Raw genomic sequence first — 21,767 nt, 5'->3', positions numbered from 1 at the left:
CCCCCTTTGTCCTGGTTTTAAATTAAAACTATACGTACTAGAGTTGGTTAAAGCCTCAGCCCAATGATATCCTCCATTTAGTTTTACAAATTTTATATCTAATCCGCCTCCAGCATCCCAGGTCTCTGTTTGTGTAATGGCATATGTCTTCGCTATAGAGCAACCATTTCCATTAGTCGGACAGTTCATTGTTGCACTCGCTCTTTGAGAGGGCATATAAAAATTATACTCTCTCTCTGCCTTATATTCTTTTCTATTCGCCATTGCTGCAATAAAGCCTGTATTGTTATTTTGTAGTGCTGCTAATTTTTGTTTATTATTAGATTCCCTCTTTTCTTGTTCATATTGCATAATAGGAACCTTTTCAGCCTTACCGTTTGAAATTTTTATGACTTCAGCTATATACGTATTCGGGTTCTGGTGCAAATAAAGGATACATTCCCAAAAAATAATGAGGATTCCTACTGGAATCATTCTTTACGCTGTTAATCCAAATAATTGATGAATAAATTCTTTTTGATTGCGAACAGACTGATTCTGTAAATCCACCTGTTCTTTTTTTATCATGTGCATGGCTTCTACTCCTGCAAGAATACATGTAGCTGTGCCAAAAGATTTAAATCCTAACATAGAGTGTACACGTTTTTTAATGAACCGGTGGTCTTGCTCCACTACGTTATTTAGATATTTTATCTGCCGAATTTGAGTGCCTAACGGCACTTTTTTCTCGTTCTTTAATTTGGTGATAGCAACTGGATAAGCAGGATTTTTATCAATTGTAATTGTACGAGGTTTTGAGGCATGAAAAGATTGCAAAGCTTTCTTAAAGAATCGCTTTGCAGCCTTATGATTTCTAGTTTTACTAAGATTGAAGTCAATCGTATTTCCCTCAGAATCAACCGCACGGTATAAATACATCCATTGCCCTTTTACTTTTATATACGTTTCATCCACTCGCCATGAATCATTTGTTTGTTTAAGATGACATCGGATACGTTTATCCAGTTCCGGTCCGTATTGATGGACCCAGCGCATAATCGTTGTATGAGCTAAAGATAATCCAAAAATAGGAGCATATGATGTTTGTCTAATTGCCTATAATAATCCTTGAATTTTTGCTATTTTGCGTTCTACAACAAGAACCCTGTGATTAAGCCTAAAAGTAACTCAAAACCTTTAGTTATCCGGATTTTTCACGCTATGCTTTTCTTATTCCCTCTTTTCGAGGGGAGGGGCAAAAAACACCCAAATACGATTGCATTAGTTGTTAATTTTCCCTAATTCATCTAAAAAGGCTGGTCGATTGTGATACGTTTGTTTTAATTTCTCAATGAATTCTCGTACTAATTTTTCATCTCCTACACGTTGATAGGTTTGTATGATCTGACAAATATTTTTATACATCTTTCTGTCCCGAGCCACTTGAGCCAAATCTTGCATATGTGTGATAAAAATCTGATGTGTTTCAGATGGGTAATCCGGCAACAAAGATTCATATAGATGTAGAATGGTCGCAGGATGTTTGTGACAATAGGCTAATAATTTGTTTGGTAAGCGTTCCAATATTAGAATGGATTCATACATATGCGATCGGTATGCTGTTGATTCGAATGTAGAAAGAATGTGTTCCCGTATTTCTAACCAAGATGATGGGTCATACAGTATTTTCAGTTTTTCATAATATGTAAAGTCATCTTTAAGAACAAATGCTAACCCTAATTGACGTTGGTTTTCTATATCTCCCAGATTTTCATAGGCTTTATACCGATATGTTTTCCATTTCTTCAAAAGCCCTAGAGCATTTTTATCCTGCTGTTCCCCGTCTAAGCACAGTTTTATAACTTTTTCATACTCACATAGGTGAAAAGCATGTTGAATCGCCTTTTCTCGAAATTCACTATATTGCAGATTGGTTTGTATAAATGCTTCTTCTTTGCTACTTCCATCATATAATTGAATTAACTGTAACTGTATTTTTTTACATTGAGAAGTACGATAGGTACCACTCCACCCTTCTTTTGAATTGGAGGATATCATTTGTTCTAATGTATTATCCAATTGCCTCCGCCATTCTGGATTCGTACAAAAATAAATACATATGTTCAACAGAGCAAATTCCCATTCATTCCAGTCGGCATGACGCTCATGGGATGCCTCTTGTAAAAGTATCTGGAAAATCTGCTGTTGTGTTGATTCACTCATTGTATCCATATAGGTACTTACGATATGGTCTATGCTTGCTATACTTTCGTCAATGATACCACCAACTATACCATCTGAATCATCACATCCTTGCAACATGTCGATCATCATGGATAGTACGATGATACACATATGAACAGCTTTCACTGTGTCTCCATCTGTTGCTGTTTGGTCGACTTTCTCTAAGACTAATTCGGCACCTTGTACTGCATAGCTCACATCCCTGTACTCTATAAACCCCCTATCTTGTACAGCATGAATATATTCATTTATAATTTGTGAGCAACTGTTTACATCGTCATGAGCAGGGGCGTGTTGAAACAAGAGTTTCGTTTCCATTTCAGGATATTGATTCACCATATCACAAATAATCGTTACCAATTCTTCGTTGCTCTTCTGTAACAGGGCATGCCGGATATCATATGGTTGTATGCGGGAATCCTTATTTGTTTTATAGTCTCTTATAGCATAAAGTACAGCAACTTGATGCTTACAATATATTCCATGCGTATAAGGACAATTACAAGTTGTATGTGTAATGAAATTATCTGAGTCTAAATCCACTGCAACCTGATAACGTTTCGAACCAACTACTGTCATTCTATAAGCCGATTGCGCAGTATTTTGGGTGGTACCAATCTTCCCTTGTTGAAAGTATGTATAACCTCGTTGCAGAATCATATCGTCTATGTAGTCCTCAAAATTAGAAATATGCATGGTATTCGTTCCCCTCCTAATTTATAAATCTCTCTTCTTATGAAAAATCAAAAATTATTTTTATTTTCGTTGTATCCTCTTTTTTATAAAAATATGCAATTTTGGTACAAAGTTTAAAAACATAAACCAACGGAGAATGAAGATCGATGTTTAGGACGAATCCCTTTTTTCCTGAACACGGCGCTATGTTGTGGGCTGAACGGCAACACCATGTTCTTTTAGAGGGATTCGATATAAATAGCGAATCTCCTCGGAATTTGTATGAATCATGACGAATCAAACATTTGTTTAAAAGCAATAGTTTTACTTATACAATTTATGCGTGCAACAGCAATCAAAACCTATCAAGGGGATTCTCTTCACGTGTATCACGTCTTCGCCAAATTTTGCAAGATATGATTAAGTATAATAAATATCTACTAAGGGGACAGTTACACACTCCTTATATAATTAGGAAGAAACTTGATTTTTTCTTTCAAAGTGTCAATCATTTTTATCCATATATATCCTCGTTGCTCGCCCCTCATATTCTTTGACTAATTTATAAAAAGAAGAACGCTTTATATTATATTTTCTCATTGCCCCGACTGCTGTAATCTCTCCAGACTGCCATTCCCGGTATGCCTCAATAAATTGATCTGTAATTTGTACCGGTGGTCTTCCTAAATGTTTTCCTTTTTTCTTTGCTAATGCAATCCCTTCCGCTTGTCGTTGTTTAATATCATTTCTTTCCTTTTCTGCAAAAGCGGATAAAATGGTCAGGGTTGCTTTTTGTACAGCTTGCTGAATCACATCGTTTGTACTTTCGCCATTATAATTCACATTAATAAAGGGCTCTTTAATAAATTGCAAATTAATACGCTGTTGTTCAAAATAACGAAATTCTTCTAACACATCATTCATACTACGACCTAACCTTGTCAAAGAATCAAAAACAATTGTATCGCCTGAACGAGCTAATCGTTTTAACATTTGATAATTTTCTCTCTTCATATTTTTACCAGATTGCTTATCAATAAAAATATCCCGATCTTCTATTCCAAGATATTTCATATTTTCAATCTGACGTTCTTCATTTTGGTCTTTACTGGAAACTCTGACATATCCAAACTTTTTATCTTGCAACATTTTCACCTCAACCATAATTATAGCTCATTTATATCTGTAAAGGTATATAAAAATTAAAGATGTCTGTAAAATAAAAAACTAACTTTTATGGACGTGCCTTTCCCTATGTTTCTATGTATCTGAAAAAGTACACCTTTACGAACTGTTAAATAAAAAAGAACAGACTATTGAAATAGTCTGCCCATAGGTAAAAGATGAAATGAAAGTTACGCAAATATATAGTATAATAAATTTCTAAATAATAAAAGGTATTAACAAAAAAAGAACGGTTCTATTGGCATAGTCCGTCCTTCGAGAAGGGAATAATGACAGTTATTCTTCTTAAGTATACTTAATAAAACAGAAAATTCAATCTATTATATATTGAGAAAATATTCATCTTCTGAAATAAGGTGGTTGTTATGAATAAAGGCGATGCCATTTTAAGATTGCTATCAGAAATTAAGTTGGAACTTAAGGAAGTAAAAGAACAGGTGGAACAAATGCAAATAAAGTTAGATACATTCAAACAACAAAGTCAAGTGAAGAACAAAGTAGAGCAAAAGAAACAAAAAACAAAGATAAACGCTGATAAAAAAGATAAGCAATATTGGAAATATCCAGCTAAAATGAAATAACAAATTGAACAGTGCCTTCCCATGATATATAATGAGTATGCACCATTCTTTTATTCAGTTGTGGGAATGCGAGAATGATACAACCGTAGACGTCTCTTATTTCCTCCTATACTTTCCACACATGAAATGTAAAGGAGTGCTTGTGTATATGATTTTTTTATATCGATTTGACGTAAAGGAGAATCATATTCATTTTGTTTTAAATGAACAAATCGCTGCTGATATGCTTCCGCAATATGATGTCCTGTTGAAACCATTAGTGACATTTTTAGCTGAAACGTTACAATTGTATTGCTCGTTAAGTGAGCAACCCACTTTGTTAACAAGTAAAATACAGGACAGCGGTGAAATAGAAGTAATGTCAAATCAAGAATTAGGACAATGTATAGATGGATATATAAAAGACCGCATGATTTTGAAAAATGGCAAACGAATTGCCGATATTTTAATGGAAATTCGGAATGCTCATACCATATACCACTAAACTTAGAGGACTAGTTATAGATGTGAAAATATTCAATTATAAAATGAATAGAACAGAATGCTTTTTTATTTTTCCATAGTAACATGAAAAAATAGAAGTAAGTTGGATACACATAGATATAGAAGACAGGAGAGGGGTTATAGTGGACAAATCATGGTCTGGAAATTCTACACAATTATTACAAGAAATTGATTGGAAAATGAGCCGAATTGAGTCTATCCTTCAGCAGGTTTCTGTCGACGGATTAATAGAAGAAGCATATGAGATTCACGAGATGCTTATAAAAGTGTCCCAGTTATTGCTCATCTTACAACAAGACCTCAAAATGACACCACTGGCAAAAGGACTAAGTTTACAACTCCAAAGTATACAGGAACAGTACAATCGATTGTTTAGTAAGGGAGAAATATCTCTAGACATTTCAGAATAATCTGACAATAACAGAGAGACATCTCATGCGATGGGATGTCTCTCTGTTATTGTTCCAAAATATGGCGTACTTCCGACATATCCATATTGGTAAACTTCGAAATATCTTCTATATCCATGCCATTTTTATGCATGCCTCGGATAAGTTGGATTTTTCCTTCTTGAATCCCTTCTTCTTTCCCAACTTTTTTCCCTTTTTCCATACCTTCTTCTATACCAACCTCACGAGCATGTGCTAATTTCGCTTGTTCATCAAATAACACTTTTTCACGTGCTTCATATGCGAGACGGAAAGAGCTACTCTGACTCATATTTTCCCATTTGTGGATTGCCTTCTGTAACATTGGATCTTGTTTCATGGCGATATCCTCCAACGTGTGGGTTAAATGTTCATCTTCGTGCGCTGGTAGTAAAAGTAACCAACGAGCGAATTCATTTTCCCACGGATTAATTTTTTCTTCTCTCCATTGTCTTACTAGCTTTGGAATCTCGATGAAATGTATTTCTAGGTCTTCAAGTAACACTTCCTTCTGTTGCCTGCTCCAAAATTGTCCGACTGTATGCATATCATCATAATGAGGAAAGAGCTTAAAATCTAATAGATTGATGGCAATCGTTTTTCGCAAAGAGCGGTAAGGCATACCCTGCTCTAATTGGGATGTATATAACTTACTCCAATAATACAGGGAGCGTTTCACAATTTCTTGTGTATTTCGCAACTGAATTTCAATATTAACTTTTGTTTCATCTTGAAGTGTCGCTAATATATCTAGTATGGATAATTTATCTTCTTCGTATTCTTTATGGAGGTGTGGGTCTTCAATTTTTAGCGATACTATCGGTATAGATAAGGATTCATGCAAGATTGCATTTAAAAAAGAAATCAGTAATTCCTCTTGTCCCTGTACACCAAATAATTGCTTAAAAGCATAATCAACTCGTAAATTCACTAAAGGTTGATTCATAGAGTGAGTCACCTTTCTTATTTCGTATTCTGTCTTTTTTGTTATTCCCCTTTTTCGGGGGAATGGGCAAAGAAAGTATATATCTATTGTAGCGGAGGAAGGAGAGAAGAAGCAACCTTTGTTTTGGGTGTTTTATTTTATTCTTTTTATTATGATACGTGAAATTTTATAAACCTCTTGTATATGCACTTATTCTCACTGATTTATATCCCTTTCTACCTGAAATATTTACTATCCATCTTTTCATCCCCTTATCTATTCGGATGGATGCTTTTTATCTTTCAAGACCTAAATTGTGTTCGGCGCTTTCTTCTCTTTCGTTATAGAGGAATCTGAGCATTCGTTTTTTATCACCCTCGGCTAATAAATTGGATTCAATTGTCATTTATTAGGTGATATTCAAGTGAACAGAACATTATCCTGTACATCCTGAATTACATGTGAATCGTCAAATGGGCCGAACAGTAATACACCGCTCGTTGCTTCAACTCTTCGTACGTGCATAATCTTTGTTTCTCAAATAATTTCGGATGTTTCTGTCTATAGTATTGGAACAATTCTTCTCCATTATTTCGTATACGATACCGACGCGTTTCTCTAATTGTACCTTTGATTTCTTCCGGATCAAATTGTCCTAGAATTTGTAATGCTTGTGAAGAGGGAATTTCTTTCCCTGTCACATAGGCATGGATAAAAATGATTTCTTTTATTGTGATATACGTGTAATATAAATTCCCACCCATAGAAGCCCCCTCTTCTCGTTTTATTTTTATATCCGTACATAACTAGGCAGATACACGAAACTAGCTGTTTAGCCCATCAGTACGTAAAGCGCTTGTTTCACTTGTTTATCGTCCACTCGATAAAATACTTCTGTTCCTTTGCGTTCATGTGATAACACTTTATGATTTCTCATTTTATGGAGATGTTGTGAAACCGTAGATTGCGGCAATGTTAAAATCTGTTGTAATTCGGTCACATTTAAAGTCTGTTTCCTGACTAATTGATGTACAATTTGTAGACGGACAGGATGTGCCAATACTCTCAGTATTTCCGCACCTCGTTCGAGTTCATAATCAAGATCGTTGAGCTCCATATAAAAAACATTTGTCATCTTCTTTCGCCTCATTCTTTGTTCAGGGTATTTTCTTATATACACGTGTTTTCATTCGCAAAGAATCTAACATGTTACACGTACAAACTATCTTGCACCGTTCTCTTTCTCCCCTTATACTAAAATAAATACAATTTACAATAAGAGGTGCTATATGAATAAAACAGAATTAATTACGCAAGTAGCAGTCAAAACAGGACTAAAAAAATCACATGCCAGTTTAACTGTAGATACCCTATTAGAATCCATTCAACACGTGTTGCAAAATGGTGACAATGTCCAACTAATTGGATTTGGGACATTCGAGGTCCGAGAACGTGCTGCACGAGAAGGACGGAATCCAAGTACGGGAGAATCTCTTATCATTCCTGCGAAAAAAGCACCTGCCTTTAAAGCCGGTAAACAATTAAAAGAAGCAGTAAACAACTAAATATGTATCTGTCTGTCTATCTATCAGACTACAGAAGCATGAAATCATTGGGATTCATGCTTTTTTTATAATCGAATCGTTGAAATCGCATGTTTATAAATCAGATGATTTTTATCATCGAATTCTACCAAAATAGAAAATGCATCATATTCTTTTACAATTCCTTTCATATGAAATCCATTGATTAAAATCAAAGAAGTGACCTTCTTCTTTTGTATGACTTCTTGTAATAACCGTTCCTGCATCGATACGGTATTTCTAGCTCTTTCTTTTAAAATAGGTTGTGATTTTTTCTCCATCCTGCATTCCCCCCTCGTATTCTCAAACTCTTTCCAGATACTGTTCTAATTCCTCCAGAAGCTGTTTCGCTCCTTCTGGACTCAACGTCAGCTGTCCGTCCGCTAGTTTGATGTTCTGGGAAGAAATTTCTCCTGTTACAAGACACGTACCGTCCGATTTATATTTCTGTAAAATTACACTTTCCTCTTCTACAAATATTTCTATGGCATCTTTTTCGTGGATATCAAGCGTACGCCTTGTTTCCCTTGGTATCACAATCCGTCCTAACTGGTCTATTCTTCGTACGATCCCTGTTGATTTCATCCTTCTGTTTTTCTCCTTTTCAAATAGAATATTTTCTCTCTTGTTACCGTTTTTATTCGGGTGAAATGTATGTATACTTTATAACATATTGTTTACAACACGGGAAGCTATTCATGTCTACATCCTATATTTCCTATTTACCAAAAAATTAAGAAGAAACAAGAAACACTTCGGAAATTAACAAAACTATATGGATTCACACATCCGTTAGTGGTCGCCTATAATCAAGAATTAGATCCATTAGTCGTTCTTGCCATGCGCTATCTTTCCTCTTGATGAAGGAGAAATTCGAATTCTTTATACACATGTCTCCTCTATTTTACCATACTTTTTCATAGAATGGTTTTTATAACCATTTTCGCATAAAATTTTTCTTTTTGTACATCCTAACATGACAATCCCATCCTACTACTGTTATTTGCACCAAAACTACATCTGTTTCGTTGGATTGTCATTGCTTATTTTTCCTTAACTCCATTCAAAATGAGGGCAAGACATGTCAAATATACATCGTTTTGTCCTTATTTTATGATTTCTCTCAAAAATAAAATGGAATACATCACCTAGAAAACGTATAAAAAAAACAGATTTCACATATAGTAAAAACAGCAATTCCATCCTACATCTATAACAATTGTATACCGATTATCTGACACAATCGACATTGGAATTGCGCTTTCTCCCGAAAGGCTTACGGACACAGAAAGACGTACTGTATTTCAGTACGTCTTTTCTCATACATCCCTATTTACCTTAACAAATCGGCGTTCCGATTCTTTCATTTTTTAATCGAATCTGTTCCTCTTCTTCGATTCTTCTGTTTTCTAACTCACTTTCTAATTTCCGATACCACTTTCCCTTTTTACGTGTGAAATACGTCTTTACTTCTACATACGGTATCCAAATATCACGTGCCTGCATTCGTTCCATCACACTATCTATCATATACTCTTCTTCAAAGCGTTTAGGTTTTCGCAAATACACGGCGATAAAACCTCGATATTCTTCTTGTAGCCATTCTGCGATCAAATTCTTCTGATTCTGCTTCAAACGTGACCATTTCTTGTTCGTTTGGAGAATTTGACCATTCACGATATCATGATTTTTCATCGTTCTCCCTCACTTTTCTCACCGTTATTTATTCTTTTATTATACCATATTCTCATTTTTTTCAATGACAGACTATGCAACTATACCCCAAAAGGCTAACAGTTCCGCAAGGAACAGGTCGTATTTTCTTCCGTTTCTCTTCAGAAAATCTCCACCTTTGGAGAGGGCCACTTCACCTTGTTTCGCAGCCCTCTCCATCCTTGCCCAACTCTTTTCGGCACGTCAACGTATCGTTGCGGTTCTGGTGCAAAAAAGCGAAATGATTTGAAAATGCTCTTTCAAACTTGGCAATACTGGTGCTATTACTAAAAAAAGGTGTGTGATCAGTATGGAAAAAGAAAATATATTCAAATGGAAACAGTATCAGCCTGATATCATTGTATTAACCGTACGTTGGTACCTGCGGTACAACTTAAGTCTTCGTGATTTAGTGGAAATGATGGAGGAAAGAGGATTATTCTTAGTACATACAACAATTATGCGATGGGTGCATCAATATGGACCAGAATTAAATGAGCGTATTCGAAAACATTTGAAACCAACCAATGATTCTTGGCGTGTGGATGAAACATACATCAAAATCAAAGGAGAGAAAATGTACTTATATCGCGCGATTGATTCTGAAGGAAACACGATTGATTTTTATTTAAGTCGTAAAAGAGATGCGAAGGCTGCCAAACGTTTTCTAAAGAAAGCCTTGGCTTCTGTTCATGCCACAAAACCTCGTTCGATAACTGCTGATGGCGATAAAGCCTATCCTGTTGCAGTACGTGAACTAAAGGAAGAAAAGTGTATACCACACGGTATACCACTTCGTGTAAAAAAATACTTAAACAATATCATTGAGCAAGATCATCGGTTTATCAAAAAACGGATTCGGAATATGCTAGGATTGAAATCATTCCCTACAGCTATAAAAATGATTACTGGAATAGAAGCTATGCATATGATCAAAAAAGGACAAACTCTCCAAGGGGAGAAGTCTGTCCAAAAGCAGATATATCTTATCAATGAACTCTTTGGTTTAACAGCATAAAGTTCCATTCCGTTAGGAATCTTCTATTCTTTTTTCACATTCCACTATTGTTGCACCAGAACCCTATTAAATAAGTAGCTCAATTAATCTTTCATTCAACTGGCACTTTTATCTGCCAAACACTATTTATTTCTTTATCATTTTAAAAACATTTTAACCAAGGGAAATAAAAATTCCCTTGGTTATTAATTTTATTATATGATCAACCATCTAATTTTTTTGTTTCTTTCTTCTTCCAAAGCTTTCCTGGCCAAAATGCAAATCGTCCTAGAACCACTGTAATAGCAGGGACAAGAAGCGGCCTTACAATGAATGTATCTAATAGTACCCCTATTGCCGTAACAAGACCAAATTGAACAAGTACTTGAATCGGTAAAGTAGCTAACACCGCAAATGTTCCAGCTAAAATTAAACCAGCAGACGTAATAACGCTACCTGTTTGAACAACTCCGTTTTTGACTGCTTCAAGGTGTGGCTGGCTTCTTTTATTCTTCCATATTTCAGAAACCATAAATATATTATAGTCCTCTCCTAACGCTACCAAGAATACAAATGAATATAGAGGGATTGCTCCTTGTATTGCGGGAGCATCCATACCATAGTGAAGTAATAGCCAGCCTGCTCCTAATGCAGAGAAGAAAGATAATACAACTGTTAAAATTAAATAAATCATTGCAACAATAGAACGCAGGTACACAAGTAATAATAATGCGATAATACCAATCATAACAGGGATAATTACATCTTGATCACGCTCGGTAGTTTGTTTTGTATCATATAATGAAGCTGTCTCTCCCCCAATCCATATATGATTCTCAGCATTATTTATTTCAGATTTTTTCAGCATTTGTTTCAAACTTTTCCTTAACTCAGGGATTTTATTCATGCCTTCAATTGAATATGGATTTTCTTGTAAGGAAACCTCATACATTTGTAATTGACTATTGTATTTCCCTTTTATAGGTTCCGTTACTTGATCTACAAAAGAAAGTTTTTTTAATTCTGTTGTGACAGGTATGTCCTGCTCTTTTGTATCAACAACAATTTGTACTGGTGCTAATTCTCCAGGTGAAAAATGATCTGATATTAAATCAAATCCCTCACGTGATGGCATGTCTTTAGGAAATGATTCTAATAAATCGTACGTAAAATGAATTCGTGGAACAAAAGATGCCAAGCCACCCAATAGAAATAGTGTCAGCAGAATAATAGTCCACGGTTTACGTATCACAAGGTCTCCAAGTTTTCTGCTCAGAAGTCCTTTCGATTCCTTTACCTTAATCACTTTCTTTTTCTTCCTAGCACGTTCTCCATTCATCTCATTCGTTCTTGGTATGAACGGAAAAAATGCTACTCTTCCCAAAATAGCTAATAATGCTGGTAAAAGCGTCAATGAGGCAACCCCCATAAGAAACACAGCCACACTAAATGGCACTGCAAATCTATGGAAAGAACCAATATGAGCAAGTAAAAGGGTACCCAATCCAACTACCACTGTAAGAGCGCTCATGATAATTGCGCCACCCGATTCTTTAATAGCAAGTTGCAGCGCTTTAAATTTATTTCGTTCTACTAATAAAAACGCTCTATATCTCGAAATAAGAAATAAACAATAATCAGTACCGGCTCCAAATAAAAGTACAGTCATAATTGAAATTCCTTGTGCATCAGCGGTAATCCATCCTTTATCTGCTAAAAAGCCTAAAGTTGGACTAATTACCCCATAAGCAAATCCAACTACAATTAAAGGTAAGATTGCTAAAAGTGGTGAGCGATACAGAAGAATAAGTAAAACTAGAACAAGTAACACTGTTGCAACTAGTAATTTCACATCAGCCTGACTGAATAAGCTTACTGCATCAGTCTGAATACCAACTGGCCCTGAAAGACGAACATGCAGACCAGAATCAGAAATGTCTCTTTTAAAAGGATCATCTGCCAAAGTATTCTTTATAACACGCTGCAATTCATTCATATTCTCTTGAAGAATAGCTGTTCCTGCTGTTGTGTTGAAAAATACAGGAGTTACAAGAGATGTACCATCTTCTGAAACACTCTTTGCTAATGCTTGCTGTGGTATGGTATCAAATGGTGGTAACATTGATTGATCTTTTAATGGTGTATTTTTAAGTTGTTTGTAAGTATCTTGAATTGCCTTAAAGTCATTTTCTTTCAAACCCTTGTCTCTATGCCAAACGATAAGAGCAGGGTTTCCAGCATCATTAGGAAACTCTTTTTTAATTAAACGACTAGCTTGTTGTGATATAGCATTTTTAGGAAGGTTTGGAGCTGTCTCATCCTCAACGGTATTAACTGCTGGCCATGTAAATGATAAAACAAGGGTTAATAAGACCCATACCAAAATAGTAATCCACCTTGCTTTTGGTCCCCCAACCAATTTCCCCCAAGTATATAGAGAATGCTTTTTCATTGTAATCCACCTTTCTAACTAAACTTTTTTCATTAATTATATATACTAGTTAGTTAATTAATCAAGAACTATTAGGTTAATATGCTATAATAGTTGTAACTTCGAAAAGTCAGGAGCGAACACAATTGGAACAAAAACTGCGTCCTCTGGGAAGACCACGTCAAAATAAGAATACACTCCCTACAAAAAATAAAATTGTAAATACTGCCACAAAATTATTTTTAAGCAAAGGATATCAACTTGTTTCTATGGATGATGTTGCTAAAGAATGTGACGTGACAAAAGCAACTGTTTACTATTATTATGCTACTAAGGCTGATCTTTTTACGGATACAATGGTTCAAATGATGTTTCGAATTAGAGAAAATATGTATAGGATTCTTTCAACAAATAAGCCTCTTAAAGAACGCTTACTTGATGTTGCAAAAATCCATTTAACCACTACAATGGACATTGATATAAAAAGCTTTATGAGGGATGCAAAGATTTCCCTGTCTGATACGTACTTAAAACAAATGCAAGATGCAGAAGATAAAATGTATGAAGTATTGGCACAAACCATAGATAAATCAATAAAAGAAGGAGAAATCCCTAAAAATCACTCGCTTTTAAGTGCCCATGCCTTTGTTGCTTTGCTGTACGTTGGAGGATACAGAGATGTTAATCAAAAGCCCCTAATCCCTAATATAGAAGATTTTGCAAAACAACTTGTTGATTTTTATTGGACTGGATTAAGTAAGTAGGAATGCTTCATGATGATCTTTTCTATAATACTCTCCTTTATCTATTTAAAAAAAGCGTCTTGTATTTCACAGGCGCTCTTTTTTATCAATAACAATTCATTTCGGTACAATTTTAATTAATTCCTCTATTATTATTTAAGATTTTAATTCTTCAAATCCATAAACCAACACTTTTTATCATTTGAAAAATAATTAATCAACTTGCAAGAACGAACTTTATGATAACTATCTTGTAACTACTCAGCCACCTTTCGGTGTCTTTTTTAAATTTTACTAGTTTCATATGCCTCCCATTTGTAAATACTGAGTATATCAAACAGGGGAGGTGAATCTTATGGTCGATCGAAAAATTATTTTAGATACATATAAAAAAGGACCTGAAGCTGTTATTTCTTTATTTGAAGAAACATTTTCTAAGTTAGAAAAACGTATACAAGAACTAGAAAATGCTTCAAAAAAAAACTCCAAAAATAGTCATAAGCCACCTTCTACAGATGGTTTGGGTAAGCCCGTTACAAAAAGTTTGCGCAAACCGTCTCATCGTCAAACGGGTGGCCAGTTGGGCCACAAGGGACATACTCTTGGTTTGACAGCGACTCCAGATCATACGATTACACATTCTCCTACATATTGTACTTGTTGTCATACTTCCTTGAACCACGAGCCTGTAAAAGGGTATCGCATTCGCCAAGTGTATGACTTACCACCTATTCAGATCGAAGTGACAGAACATAAAGTAGAACAGAAAGAATGCCCACATTGCCATTCTATCCAAGAAGCCCAATTTCCTTCGACAGTATCTCGTCCTGTTCAATATGGTCCAAATATAAAAAGACTGATTCCCTATTTAACGCATTATCAATGCATTTCTTTGAAGCGAACAAAAGAATTCTTTCAGGATTGTTTTGGACATTCTATAAGCGAAGGAACCCTGGTAAATCATACACAGGCTTTCGCTTCTCAATTGCAGCCATTCATAAAAGAAGTAAAGGAAAAGATTCTGCAGTCTCCTGTTGTCCATTTTGATGAAACTGGTATGCGTGTAGAAAACAAAACACAATGGTTACATACTGCCAGTACACCGGAGGTGACATTGCAACATATTCATCAAAAACGTGGAAAAGAAGCAATGGATGCTGGAGAAATCTTGCCATCTTTTTCTGGAATTGCGATGCATGATGGTTGGAAATCGTATGATGCGTATACAGATTGTCGTCACGTTTTATGTAATGCCCATCTCTTACGAGATTTACAAGGAATTATAGATAGTACTGGAGAACAATGGGCACAACAGATGCAGAAATTTCTAACGCAAGCGTTGACGATGAAAAAGCAATCCGAAGGTACCATGCCAAAAGCGACGCAAAAGAATCTGTTTATTATGTATCAATCCATATTGAAAGAACAACAGATTCTTTCCACGAAACAAAAGAAGAAAGGAAAGCAGACGCCTTCTCAAAATTTATGGAATCGCTTCGTCAAGTATTCTGACAGAATTCTAGCGTTTTTAGAACATCCAGCCATTCCATTTGATAACAATCAAGCAGAACGGGATATTCGGATGACGAAAGTAAAACAGAAAGTGTCTGGGACTTTCCGAAGTAAGAAAGGCGCAGAATCTTTTTGTCAGATACGAAGCTTTATGAGTACCATGAAAAAACAAAAACAATCGGTCTTACAAGCGATAAACCAAGTCATAGAAACTAGAACGGTTCCTTGGAATAACACGACTTCATAAGAGAATTTCTCTATTTGGCATAGATTCTTTCTCTGATTGGAGTATTTTCTTTTCATGTTTTCGAATCGGAAACATGTATTTGGCCTGTTTTTTTATTTGAAGAAGCTGAGTAGTTACAAAAAAATGTAGAGGAAAAATGGAATCCGCATGTATTTTCTGATATATTAAAAAAACTAAAAAATGAAACAACGAAAGAAACGACGGAACAGCAAACAGAAGGAAACAAAAAACAGACAACTCTACAAGAAAAGGGAAAAGAAAACGAGACTGCGAAAGACAAGAAAATTGAATTTTCAATGAACGGTGTAAAAGAGCTAAACAACAAAATAAAGCAAGAACAAAAAGATATAGCAAAAGAAAAGCACAAAAAGCAATCCATGAGTCGATAGAAAAGAAAAACGATGGATATGTTCATGATCTATCGTTTTTCTTTTCTATCTTTCGGAAAGGGATGGAGTATGATGGATGCAAAAGTGACGGAGATCTGCTATCAAATCGTATGTGTATTTGAAAAAAGTTTCTTGGAACATTTCAAAGAACAGGAAGATGGAAAGATTACATTTTTTTCTTTTGATTTGGAAGATACAAACCGACAGTTTCCTACGCAATCCCTCACATATACTTCTTATAAAAATTTGTTTGAAGAACAATATAAAGATGCATTTTTGACAAGTATCGCATCGTTAGACGAGAAAGAGCTACGTCACACATTAGGCACTGGTACATTGGAGACGATGATAGCGAAAAATGCAATCATTCAAATGCAGTATGAAGAAATCACAAAAGAACGGGATGTAGATAATGATGGAACACCTGACCGCATAGATATAGACGATACAAAAAATGCTGTTCAAACTGGTGGAGACTTGGACAAAATCAAAAACGCAACCAGTAAAGAAATACAAGAGGAAAATGAAAAATGGACAGGGGAGAAAACAAAGAAAAATCGTCACGATAGGGGGATTTAATCATGCGTGTATCTTTAAATATTGTAAAATGGTCACTACGAACCATATTAAAACTATTGATATTCGCCGTTATCATTTCATTTGCGATCATTAAACTTGTGTTCTTTGTAATACTAGTCATCTTTTCACTTGGGGCTTTTGCTTCAAAGATGCATAAATTTTGATACCATATGATGGTTCAAACTGTTTCTTATACATAATATGTATTCCATTTTGAGTAGCCATTCTTAGCTACTCTTATTTTCAGATTTTTTGTATTCAATTAGGCTTAGTGACAGGTGAAGTAAGGAGCCCATTAGGTATAATTGTAGTATGAGAGATGATTCTACGATATAGGAGGCGTTTGTTTGAAAATTAGTGCCTATCCACTTTCTTATACCATCGTAGCACCCAGCGGAGAAATGTACCCGACGCAAGAAGTGGTCATGTATACAGCTTCACAAGAACGTGCGATTCAATTACTAGGGGTAAACCCAGCATCTCCGAGCAAATCGGTAATTTTGTAATTTTCAGAATATTTTATGGGATGGGATTTGATTAAAATCTAATTTATTTCAACAGAGCTCTTAATCCTTCGATTTCATCTTCCTTTGTTCCAATTTCTCTTTTAATTCGTTCTTGTTCCCAATGTTCTTCTATAACCTTGTTCATGTATTTTTGTTTGTTATATTCTCTTTTACATGACCAACAACACAAGAGATTTGTCTTTGGAATACCATCTACAAAAATTGTGTCAAAATTGGATATATGTGTTTGTTCACCACAATTCATACACCGTTTTACCACACGGTACTTATCATTCTTTTTTAATTCGTACTTTTTTGATAAATATTTAACCCTTCTTACGCTTATACTTAGTGCTGCGGCAATATCAGCTTGTGTGCCCCATGTATATATAGTTCTTAGTATTTCTTCTTCTGATTTCCCTTCCTCTTGAAACTTTATCACATTTTTTCTCAAAGGATGTGTCAATATAATTTCCTCCTACTATGTTTGTACTTTTAGTTTGAAAAAGTACATTTTTTTCATAGTCTAGGCAAAGTAAAACAGGAACATACATCGAACTCTGTTCTAAATTAACATTTTACATTATGTGATTTCGTCACAGAAGAGTCATTCTGTGCCACTTTTTGTTATAATAGCTTTGAAATATATTAAATTTGGAGGTATTAAGAGTGAAAAAAAGTGACATAGAACTCGGAGGGTTCGAGAAATTTCTTTTTGAGCAAGGGAAACGTCCCAATACTGTACATGATTATTCTCGTCATATTTGTAATTTTCATCGATGGTTAGTTACTGAAGGTAGCTCAATTCACGACATTACGCGTTATGATATTCAACAATATATCAATTTTTTATCCATTCAAGGAAACCAAGCAACAACCATTACACCGAAATACAGTGCTATCGTAGCTTATATGAAGTTTGTCGGAAAAGAAGAACTTCTAAATCATATAAAACGACCAGAAGTTAGGCATATTCGTAATATTTCTCCGAAATCCTTATCTAAAAAGCAGAGAAATCGATTATTGAGAGAAGTTGAGAAGTCTCAAAACCTTAGGAATATCGCTATTGTTTATACAATGCTTTATACAGGTGTTCGAGTATTTGAACTTGTGGCTTTAAACCGTGATGATGTTGAAATGAAAGAACGGTCTGGATTTATAATTATTAGAGATGGTAAAGGTGGTATTTCAAGAAAAATTCCTTTACCAGCAGAAAGTCGTTATCATCTACAAAACTATTTACAAAAACGAACAGACTTGGAAGTTCCGCTGTTTCTTTCTAATTTTAGAAAACGATTATCTAAACGATCAGCCCAAAGAATATTTGAACAATACGGCATTGGTGCACACATGCTCAGACATACATATGGACGTGAACTTGTGGCTTCTGGTATTGATCTTGCAACAGTTGCTGATTTAATGGGGCACAATGATGTGAATACAACCAAACGCTATGCAGCTCCTTCAATGAGTGACTTAGAGCAAGCTGTTGAAAAAATATTTAATAGTTAGGATGAATGAAATGAAACAACATTGGAATTTAGATCGAGAAATTACTTCTTTTATACTGAGTTCTGAAGAACTAAAATTAGTTAATGCTAGATATAAACTAACTAGAATCGGTTTTGCAGCTTTACTTAAGTATTTTCAATTGTTTCATCAATTCCCAACGAAAAAAAGTCAAATTCCATCTGACATGCTACACTTTCTTTCTAAACAATTAAATCTTTCTTTAAATTCTTATCACACTTACATTCTTGATTCTAAAACAGCTAGAAAACATAAACAAGAAATACTTGATTTTTTTGGTTTCAAAGAAGAACAAGATAAAGACCGAGAATTCATTCGAACATGGCTCTATAATCGGATCTACGAATATAATTTAGATGCTAATCTATTGAGAAAACAGTTATATATCAAATATCGAACAGAGAAAATTGTAGCTCCTCCCGAGTGGCAAATAAATCAACTGATTCAGCAACTTATTTTTCAGAGAGAACAAGATTTTTATCAAGAAACTTATAATAAACTTTCGGATAGTACTTTGAAAAAAATTGATGATTTACTGGACTACTGGGGATATCTAGAAAGTCAAGAAAGCGGTTCTAATGAAGGTGAAACATCAGAAATCACATTCCGAAAATTAACAATGGGACCTGGACGTTTGAGCCAAGCTACATTATTTAATGAACTTGATAAATTAAAAACTTTGCTAGCTTTAGAGCTACCTATGAATTTATTTTCTGAAATACCACCTAAAGTACTCCAGAAATACAGGTTACGTGCTACTTCTGAAGATAAAACAGAGTTGCAACGTCACAAGAATCCGATTAGGTATACATTACTCGCCACTTTTTTCTGGTTAAAAATAAAAGAATTGAACGACAACTTAATTGAGCTCCTTATTACTTTGATTCATAAAATTGATGGTCGCGCTGAGAAAAAAGTAAAAATGGAAATGATTTTAGAGGTAAAAAAAGTGTTTGGAAAAAATAAAATGTTAATTGATTTACTCGAAACAGCACTTCAAAATCCCGAAGGGACTATAAAAGATACCTTATTTCCAGTCGTAAAGCCACAGATTCTTGAGGATATCGTGAAAGAATTAAAGTATAAAAAGTCTATGTATCAACAAAAAGTTCACTGGAAAATCCGTAATTCTTACAGTAGTTCTTATCGGACAGCCGTAACAGAAATATTAAAATTACTTGATTTTAAATCTAACAATCATCTTCATCAACCTGTTATTGAAGCGATTGAACTTCTACGAAGTTATAATGGTTCCAAACAAATCACATTTTCACCGCATGAAGCTATTCCCCTTGGAACAGAAATCATTCCAAGGAAATGGTATGATTTAGTTGTAACAGAAGATAAAAATGGAGATATACGTGTGAATCGAATCAACTATGAAATCTGCGTTTTACATGCCTTAAGAGATAAATTGAAATGTAGAGAAATTTGGGTTGCTTTTTCTCATCGTTATCGGAATCCAGAAGAGTATTTACCAGCTGATTTTGAGGAAAATCGTATTCAACATTATGAAGAATTAAATCAACCTTTAGAATCTCAAGAGAAAATAGATGACCTACAAAAACAACTACGTGCAAAACTAGATATGTTAAACAATAATATTCCTAAGAATAAAAAAGTGAAAATTTTAAGTAAACACAATGGGTGGATATCAATAGCACCAAATGAATTAAGCCCAGAACCAAAACAATTAGGTCGTCTAAAAAAAGAACTGTCCAACCGTTGGTGGATGACAAATTTGATCGATATTTTAAAAGAGACAGCGCTAAGGACTGGTTTTATCAATCACTTCCAAAGCTTAGCTACTCACGAACGATTAGATCGGGATGAAATCCAAAAAAGATTATTGCTATGCTTGTATGGCATAGGAACAAATACTGGAATTAAACGGGTATCTTCTGGTGATGCCAGTATGCAATATAAAGCACTTTTATATGTGAAGAGAAAGTACATACATGTAGAAAATTTAAGAATTGCAAATCAAAGTGTAGTGAATGCAATTTTAACTGAACGAGCTGAAGCTATTTGGGGACAAGGTACCACTTCTTGTGCTTCCGATTCCTCACGCGTAGTAGCTTACGATCAAAATTTAAGGACACAATGGTTTCCTAGATATCGTGGACCAGGTGTTTCTGTTTATTGGCACGTTGAGGAAAAATCAATGTGCATTTATTCTCAAGTAAACGCACCTAATTCTTCTGAAGTGGCTGCCATGTTACATGGATTACTTAATCATGATACAGATAAAGAGATAGATCGTAATTATGTAGATACACATGGCCAAAGTACAGTGGGTTTCGCCTTTTGTCATTTACTGGGTTTCGAACTGTTACCACGCTTTAAAAATATTCAATCTCAAAAGCTCTATAAAGCATCTGCGACAGATTGTTATGATGATTTGTCTCCTGTCATTGCGAAACGAGCTATTAATTGGGACTTAATTAAGCGGCAATATAACGAAATGGTTAAGTATGCGACAGCACTACGAGTAAATACTGCTGATACAGAAGCCATTTTGAAACAATTTTCTAAGAATAGCTCTCATCCAACATTTTTAGCATTTCAAGAGTTAGGAAAAGTGATTAAAACAATGTTTTTGTGTGATTATTTAGCTTCAGAACAATTAAGAAAAGAAATCCATTCTGGATTGAATACGGTTGAAAATTGGCATTCAGCAAGTGATTTTATTTTTTATGGCCAAGGTGGGAAAATACGTCGTAATGAGCTCGAAGAGCAAGAGGTTGCCATGTTAAGCTTGCAATTAATCCAAAACTGCATCATTTATATTAATACTTTAATCATCCAACAATTACTTAGTGAAGATGAATGGAAAAATCGTTTGGACGAAGAAGATTATCGAGCACTTACACCTATGATTTACTCTCATATTAATCCGTATGGTGAATTTCGTTTAGATATGGATAAAAGAATGGCTATTTAAAAGGAGAACCGGCATCATTAATTATATAAATATTTTCAGAATATTACAAAATTACCGATTTACTCGGAGATG

At 34.8% G+C, this 21,767-nt stretch carries 25 protein-coding genes; 13 read left to right on the top strand and 12 right to left on the bottom strand.

What is annotated here, in order from left to right:
• The 4 genes from MHH55_RS33105 to MHH55_RS33090 form a co-directional block, all read right to left on the bottom strand.
• The coding region (locus MHH55_RS33105) for a hypothetical protein (RefSeq protein ID WP_340882306.1) at positions 1-351 on the bottom strand (351 nt) is incomplete at its 3' end.
• A gap of 126 nt (positions 352-477) precedes the next feature.
• Positions 478-1,092, bottom strand: a complete 615-nt coding sequence (locus tag MHH55_RS33100) for an IS6 family transposase (RefSeq protein WP_445661838.1) — start codon at positions 1,090-1,092, stop codon at positions 478-480.
• A 168-nt stretch (positions 1,093-1,260) separates the two neighbouring features.
• Entirely contained in the window at positions 1,261-2,919 is a 1,659-nt protein-coding gene (locus MHH55_RS33095) for an SWIM zinc finger family protein (protein ID WP_233936927.1), read from the bottom strand.
• Positions 2,920-3,402: 483 nt separating this feature from the next.
• Positions 3,403-4,062: a recombinase family protein gene (locus MHH55_RS33090; protein WP_100910708.1), complete on the bottom strand. Its 660-nt coding sequence runs from the start codon at positions 4,060-4,062 to the stop codon at positions 3,403-3,405.
• 386 nt (positions 4,063-4,448) lie between these two features.
• Here MHH55_RS33090 and MHH55_RS33085 point away from each other — a divergent pair, with 386 nt between their 5' ends.
• The 3 genes from MHH55_RS33085 (at position 4,449) to MHH55_RS33075 (ending at position 5,578) form a co-directional block, all read left to right on the top strand.
• Positions 4,449-4,664 carry a hypothetical protein gene (locus MHH55_RS33085; RefSeq protein WP_078188144.1) on the top strand — a complete coding sequence of 72 codons (216 nt, stop codon included), beginning with the start codon at positions 4,449-4,451 and terminating at the stop codon, positions 4,662-4,664.
• Positions 4,665-4,812: 148 nt separating this feature from the next.
• Positions 4,813-5,148, top strand: coding sequence for a hypothetical protein (locus MHH55_RS33080; protein ID WP_176116748.1), 336 nt, complete (start codon positions 4,813-4,815; stop codon positions 5,146-5,148).
• A 142-nt stretch (positions 5,149-5,290) separates the two neighbouring features.
• On the top strand, positions 5,291-5,578 hold the full coding sequence (locus tag MHH55_RS33075) for a hypothetical protein (protein ID WP_078188146.1): 288 nt from the start codon (positions 5,291-5,293) through the stop codon (positions 5,576-5,578).
• Between the two features lie 46 nt (positions 5,579-5,624).
• On the opposite strand, the gene MHH55_RS33070 is transcribed toward MHH55_RS33075, so the two are convergent.
• From MHH55_RS33070 to MHH55_RS33060, 3 genes are all read right to left on the bottom strand, one after another.
• Positions 5,625-6,542, bottom strand: a complete 918-nt coding sequence (locus MHH55_RS33070; RefSeq protein WP_100910707.1) for an Rpn family recombination-promoting nuclease/putative transposase — start codon at positions 6,540-6,542, stop codon at positions 5,625-5,627.
• A 434-nt stretch (positions 6,543-6,976) separates the two neighbouring features.
• Positions 6,977-7,285, bottom strand: a complete 309-nt coding sequence (locus MHH55_RS33065) for a hypothetical protein (RefSeq protein WP_340882300.1) — start codon at positions 7,283-7,285, stop codon at positions 6,977-6,979.
• Positions 7,286-7,353: 68 nt separating this feature from the next.
• Positions 7,354-7,656 (bottom strand): ArsR/SmtB family transcription factor, encoded by a 303-nt coding sequence (locus tag MHH55_RS33060; protein ID WP_078188149.1) that lies wholly within the window; start codon positions 7,654-7,656, stop codon positions 7,354-7,356.
• Between the two features lie 154 nt (positions 7,657-7,810).
• Between MHH55_RS33060 and MHH55_RS33055 the strand changes: the two genes are divergently transcribed.
• Complete coding sequence (locus MHH55_RS33055; RefSeq protein WP_078188150.1) at positions 7,811-8,086, top strand: HU family DNA-binding protein; 276 nt, start codon at positions 7,811-7,813, stop codon at positions 8,084-8,086.
• Between the two features lie 65 nt (positions 8,087-8,151).
• On the opposite strand, the gene hfq is transcribed toward MHH55_RS33055, so the two are convergent.
• Both hfq and MHH55_RS33045 read right to left on the bottom strand, forming a co-directional pair.
• Entirely contained in the window at positions 8,152-8,385 is a 234-nt protein-coding gene (gene hfq, locus MHH55_RS33050) for an RNA chaperone Hfq (RefSeq protein WP_078188151.1), read from the bottom strand.
• Positions 8,386-8,407: 22 nt separating this feature from the next.
• The gene (locus tag MHH55_RS33045) at positions 8,408-8,689 is read right to left on the bottom strand and encodes an AbrB/MazE/SpoVT family DNA-binding domain-containing protein (RefSeq protein WP_078188152.1); all 282 of its coding nucleotides are present in this window, start codon (positions 8,687-8,689) and stop codon (positions 8,408-8,410) included.
• Positions 8,690-8,776: 87 nt separating this feature from the next.
• Between MHH55_RS33045 and MHH55_RS36620 the strand changes: the two genes are divergently transcribed.
• Complete coding sequence (locus MHH55_RS36620; RefSeq protein ID WP_416135373.1) at positions 8,777-8,965, top strand: Spo0E family sporulation regulatory protein-aspartic acid phosphatase; 189 nt, start codon at positions 8,777-8,779, stop codon at positions 8,963-8,965.
• 477 nt (positions 8,966-9,442) lie between these two features.
• Here the strand turns inward: MHH55_RS36620 and MHH55_RS33040 are convergent, their stop codons facing one another.
• A complete protein-coding gene (locus tag MHH55_RS33040; RefSeq protein WP_000788501.1) occupies positions 9,443-9,799 on the bottom strand; it encodes a hypothetical protein in 357 nt (118 codons plus the stop codon).
• A gap of 328 nt (positions 9,800-10,127) precedes the next feature.
• Between MHH55_RS33040 and MHH55_RS33035 the strand changes: the two genes are divergently transcribed.
• The gene (locus MHH55_RS33035) at positions 10,128-10,835 is read left to right on the top strand and encodes an IS6 family transposase (protein WP_100910607.1); all 708 of its coding nucleotides are present in this window, start codon (positions 10,128-10,130) and stop codon (positions 10,833-10,835) included.
• Positions 10,836-11,037: 202 nt separating this feature from the next.
• Here the strand turns inward: MHH55_RS33035 and MHH55_RS33030 are convergent, their stop codons facing one another.
• Positions 11,038-13,266: an MMPL family transporter gene (locus tag MHH55_RS33030; protein WP_078188088.1), complete on the bottom strand. Its 2,229-nt coding sequence runs from the start codon at positions 13,264-13,266 to the stop codon at positions 11,038-11,040.
• A gap of 125 nt (positions 13,267-13,391) precedes the next feature.
• Here MHH55_RS33030 and MHH55_RS33025 point away from each other — a divergent pair, with 125 nt between their 5' ends.
• The 5 genes from MHH55_RS33025 (at position 13,392) to MHH55_RS33005 (ending at position 17,221) form a co-directional block, all read left to right on the top strand.
• Entirely contained in the window at positions 13,392-14,009 is a 618-nt protein-coding gene (locus MHH55_RS33025) for a TetR/AcrR family transcriptional regulator (RefSeq protein ID WP_078188087.1), read from the top strand.
• A gap of 334 nt (positions 14,010-14,343) precedes the next feature.
• Complete coding sequence (gene tnpC, locus MHH55_RS33020) at positions 14,344-15,747, top strand: IS66 family transposase (RefSeq protein WP_100910632.1); 1,404 nt, start codon at positions 14,344-14,346, stop codon at positions 15,745-15,747.
• Positions 15,748-16,205: 458 nt separating this feature from the next.
• Positions 16,206-16,715, top strand: coding sequence for a hypothetical protein (locus tag MHH55_RS33015; RefSeq protein ID WP_254849834.1), 510 nt, complete (start codon positions 16,206-16,208; stop codon positions 16,713-16,715).
• Between the two features lie 2 nt (positions 16,716-16,717).
• Positions 16,718-16,879: a hypothetical protein gene (locus tag MHH55_RS33010; protein WP_176116758.1), complete on the top strand. Its 162-nt coding sequence runs from the start codon at positions 16,718-16,720 to the stop codon at positions 16,877-16,879.
• A 183-nt stretch (positions 16,880-17,062) separates the two neighbouring features.
• Complete coding sequence (locus tag MHH55_RS33005; RefSeq protein ID WP_176116756.1) at positions 17,063-17,221, top strand: hypothetical protein; 159 nt, start codon at positions 17,063-17,065, stop codon at positions 17,219-17,221.
• Positions 17,222-17,264: 43 nt separating this feature from the next.
• Here the strand turns inward: MHH55_RS33005 and MHH55_RS33000 are convergent, their stop codons facing one another.
• Entirely contained in the window at positions 17,265-17,687 is a 423-nt protein-coding gene (locus tag MHH55_RS33000) for a hypothetical protein (RefSeq protein WP_176116714.1), read from the bottom strand.
• A 203-nt stretch (positions 17,688-17,890) separates the two neighbouring features.
• On the opposite strand from MHH55_RS33000, the gene MHH55_RS32995 reads away from it, so the two are divergent.
• Together MHH55_RS32995 and MHH55_RS32990 are read left to right on the top strand one after the other, a co-directional pair.
• A complete protein-coding gene (locus tag MHH55_RS32995) occupies positions 17,891-18,733 on the top strand; it encodes a tyrosine-type recombinase/integrase (RefSeq protein WP_078188028.1) in 843 nt (280 codons plus the stop codon).
• A gap of 10 nt (positions 18,734-18,743) precedes the next feature.
• Positions 18,744-21,695 (top strand): Tn3 family transposase, encoded by a 2,952-nt coding sequence (locus tag MHH55_RS32990; protein ID WP_078188030.1) that lies wholly within the window; start codon positions 18,744-18,746, stop codon positions 21,693-21,695.
• Positions 21,696-21,767: the final 72 nt, after the last annotated feature.

This window comes from Bacillus sp. FSL K6-2944 (assembly GCF_038005385.1).
GTDB classification, from domain to species: domain Bacteria; phylum Bacillota; class Bacilli; order Bacillales; family Bacillaceae_G; genus Bacillus_A; species Bacillus_A cereus.
The sequence above is the reverse complement of the archived record's forward strand: the minus strand, read 5'-3'. Positions and strand labels throughout refer to the sequence as shown.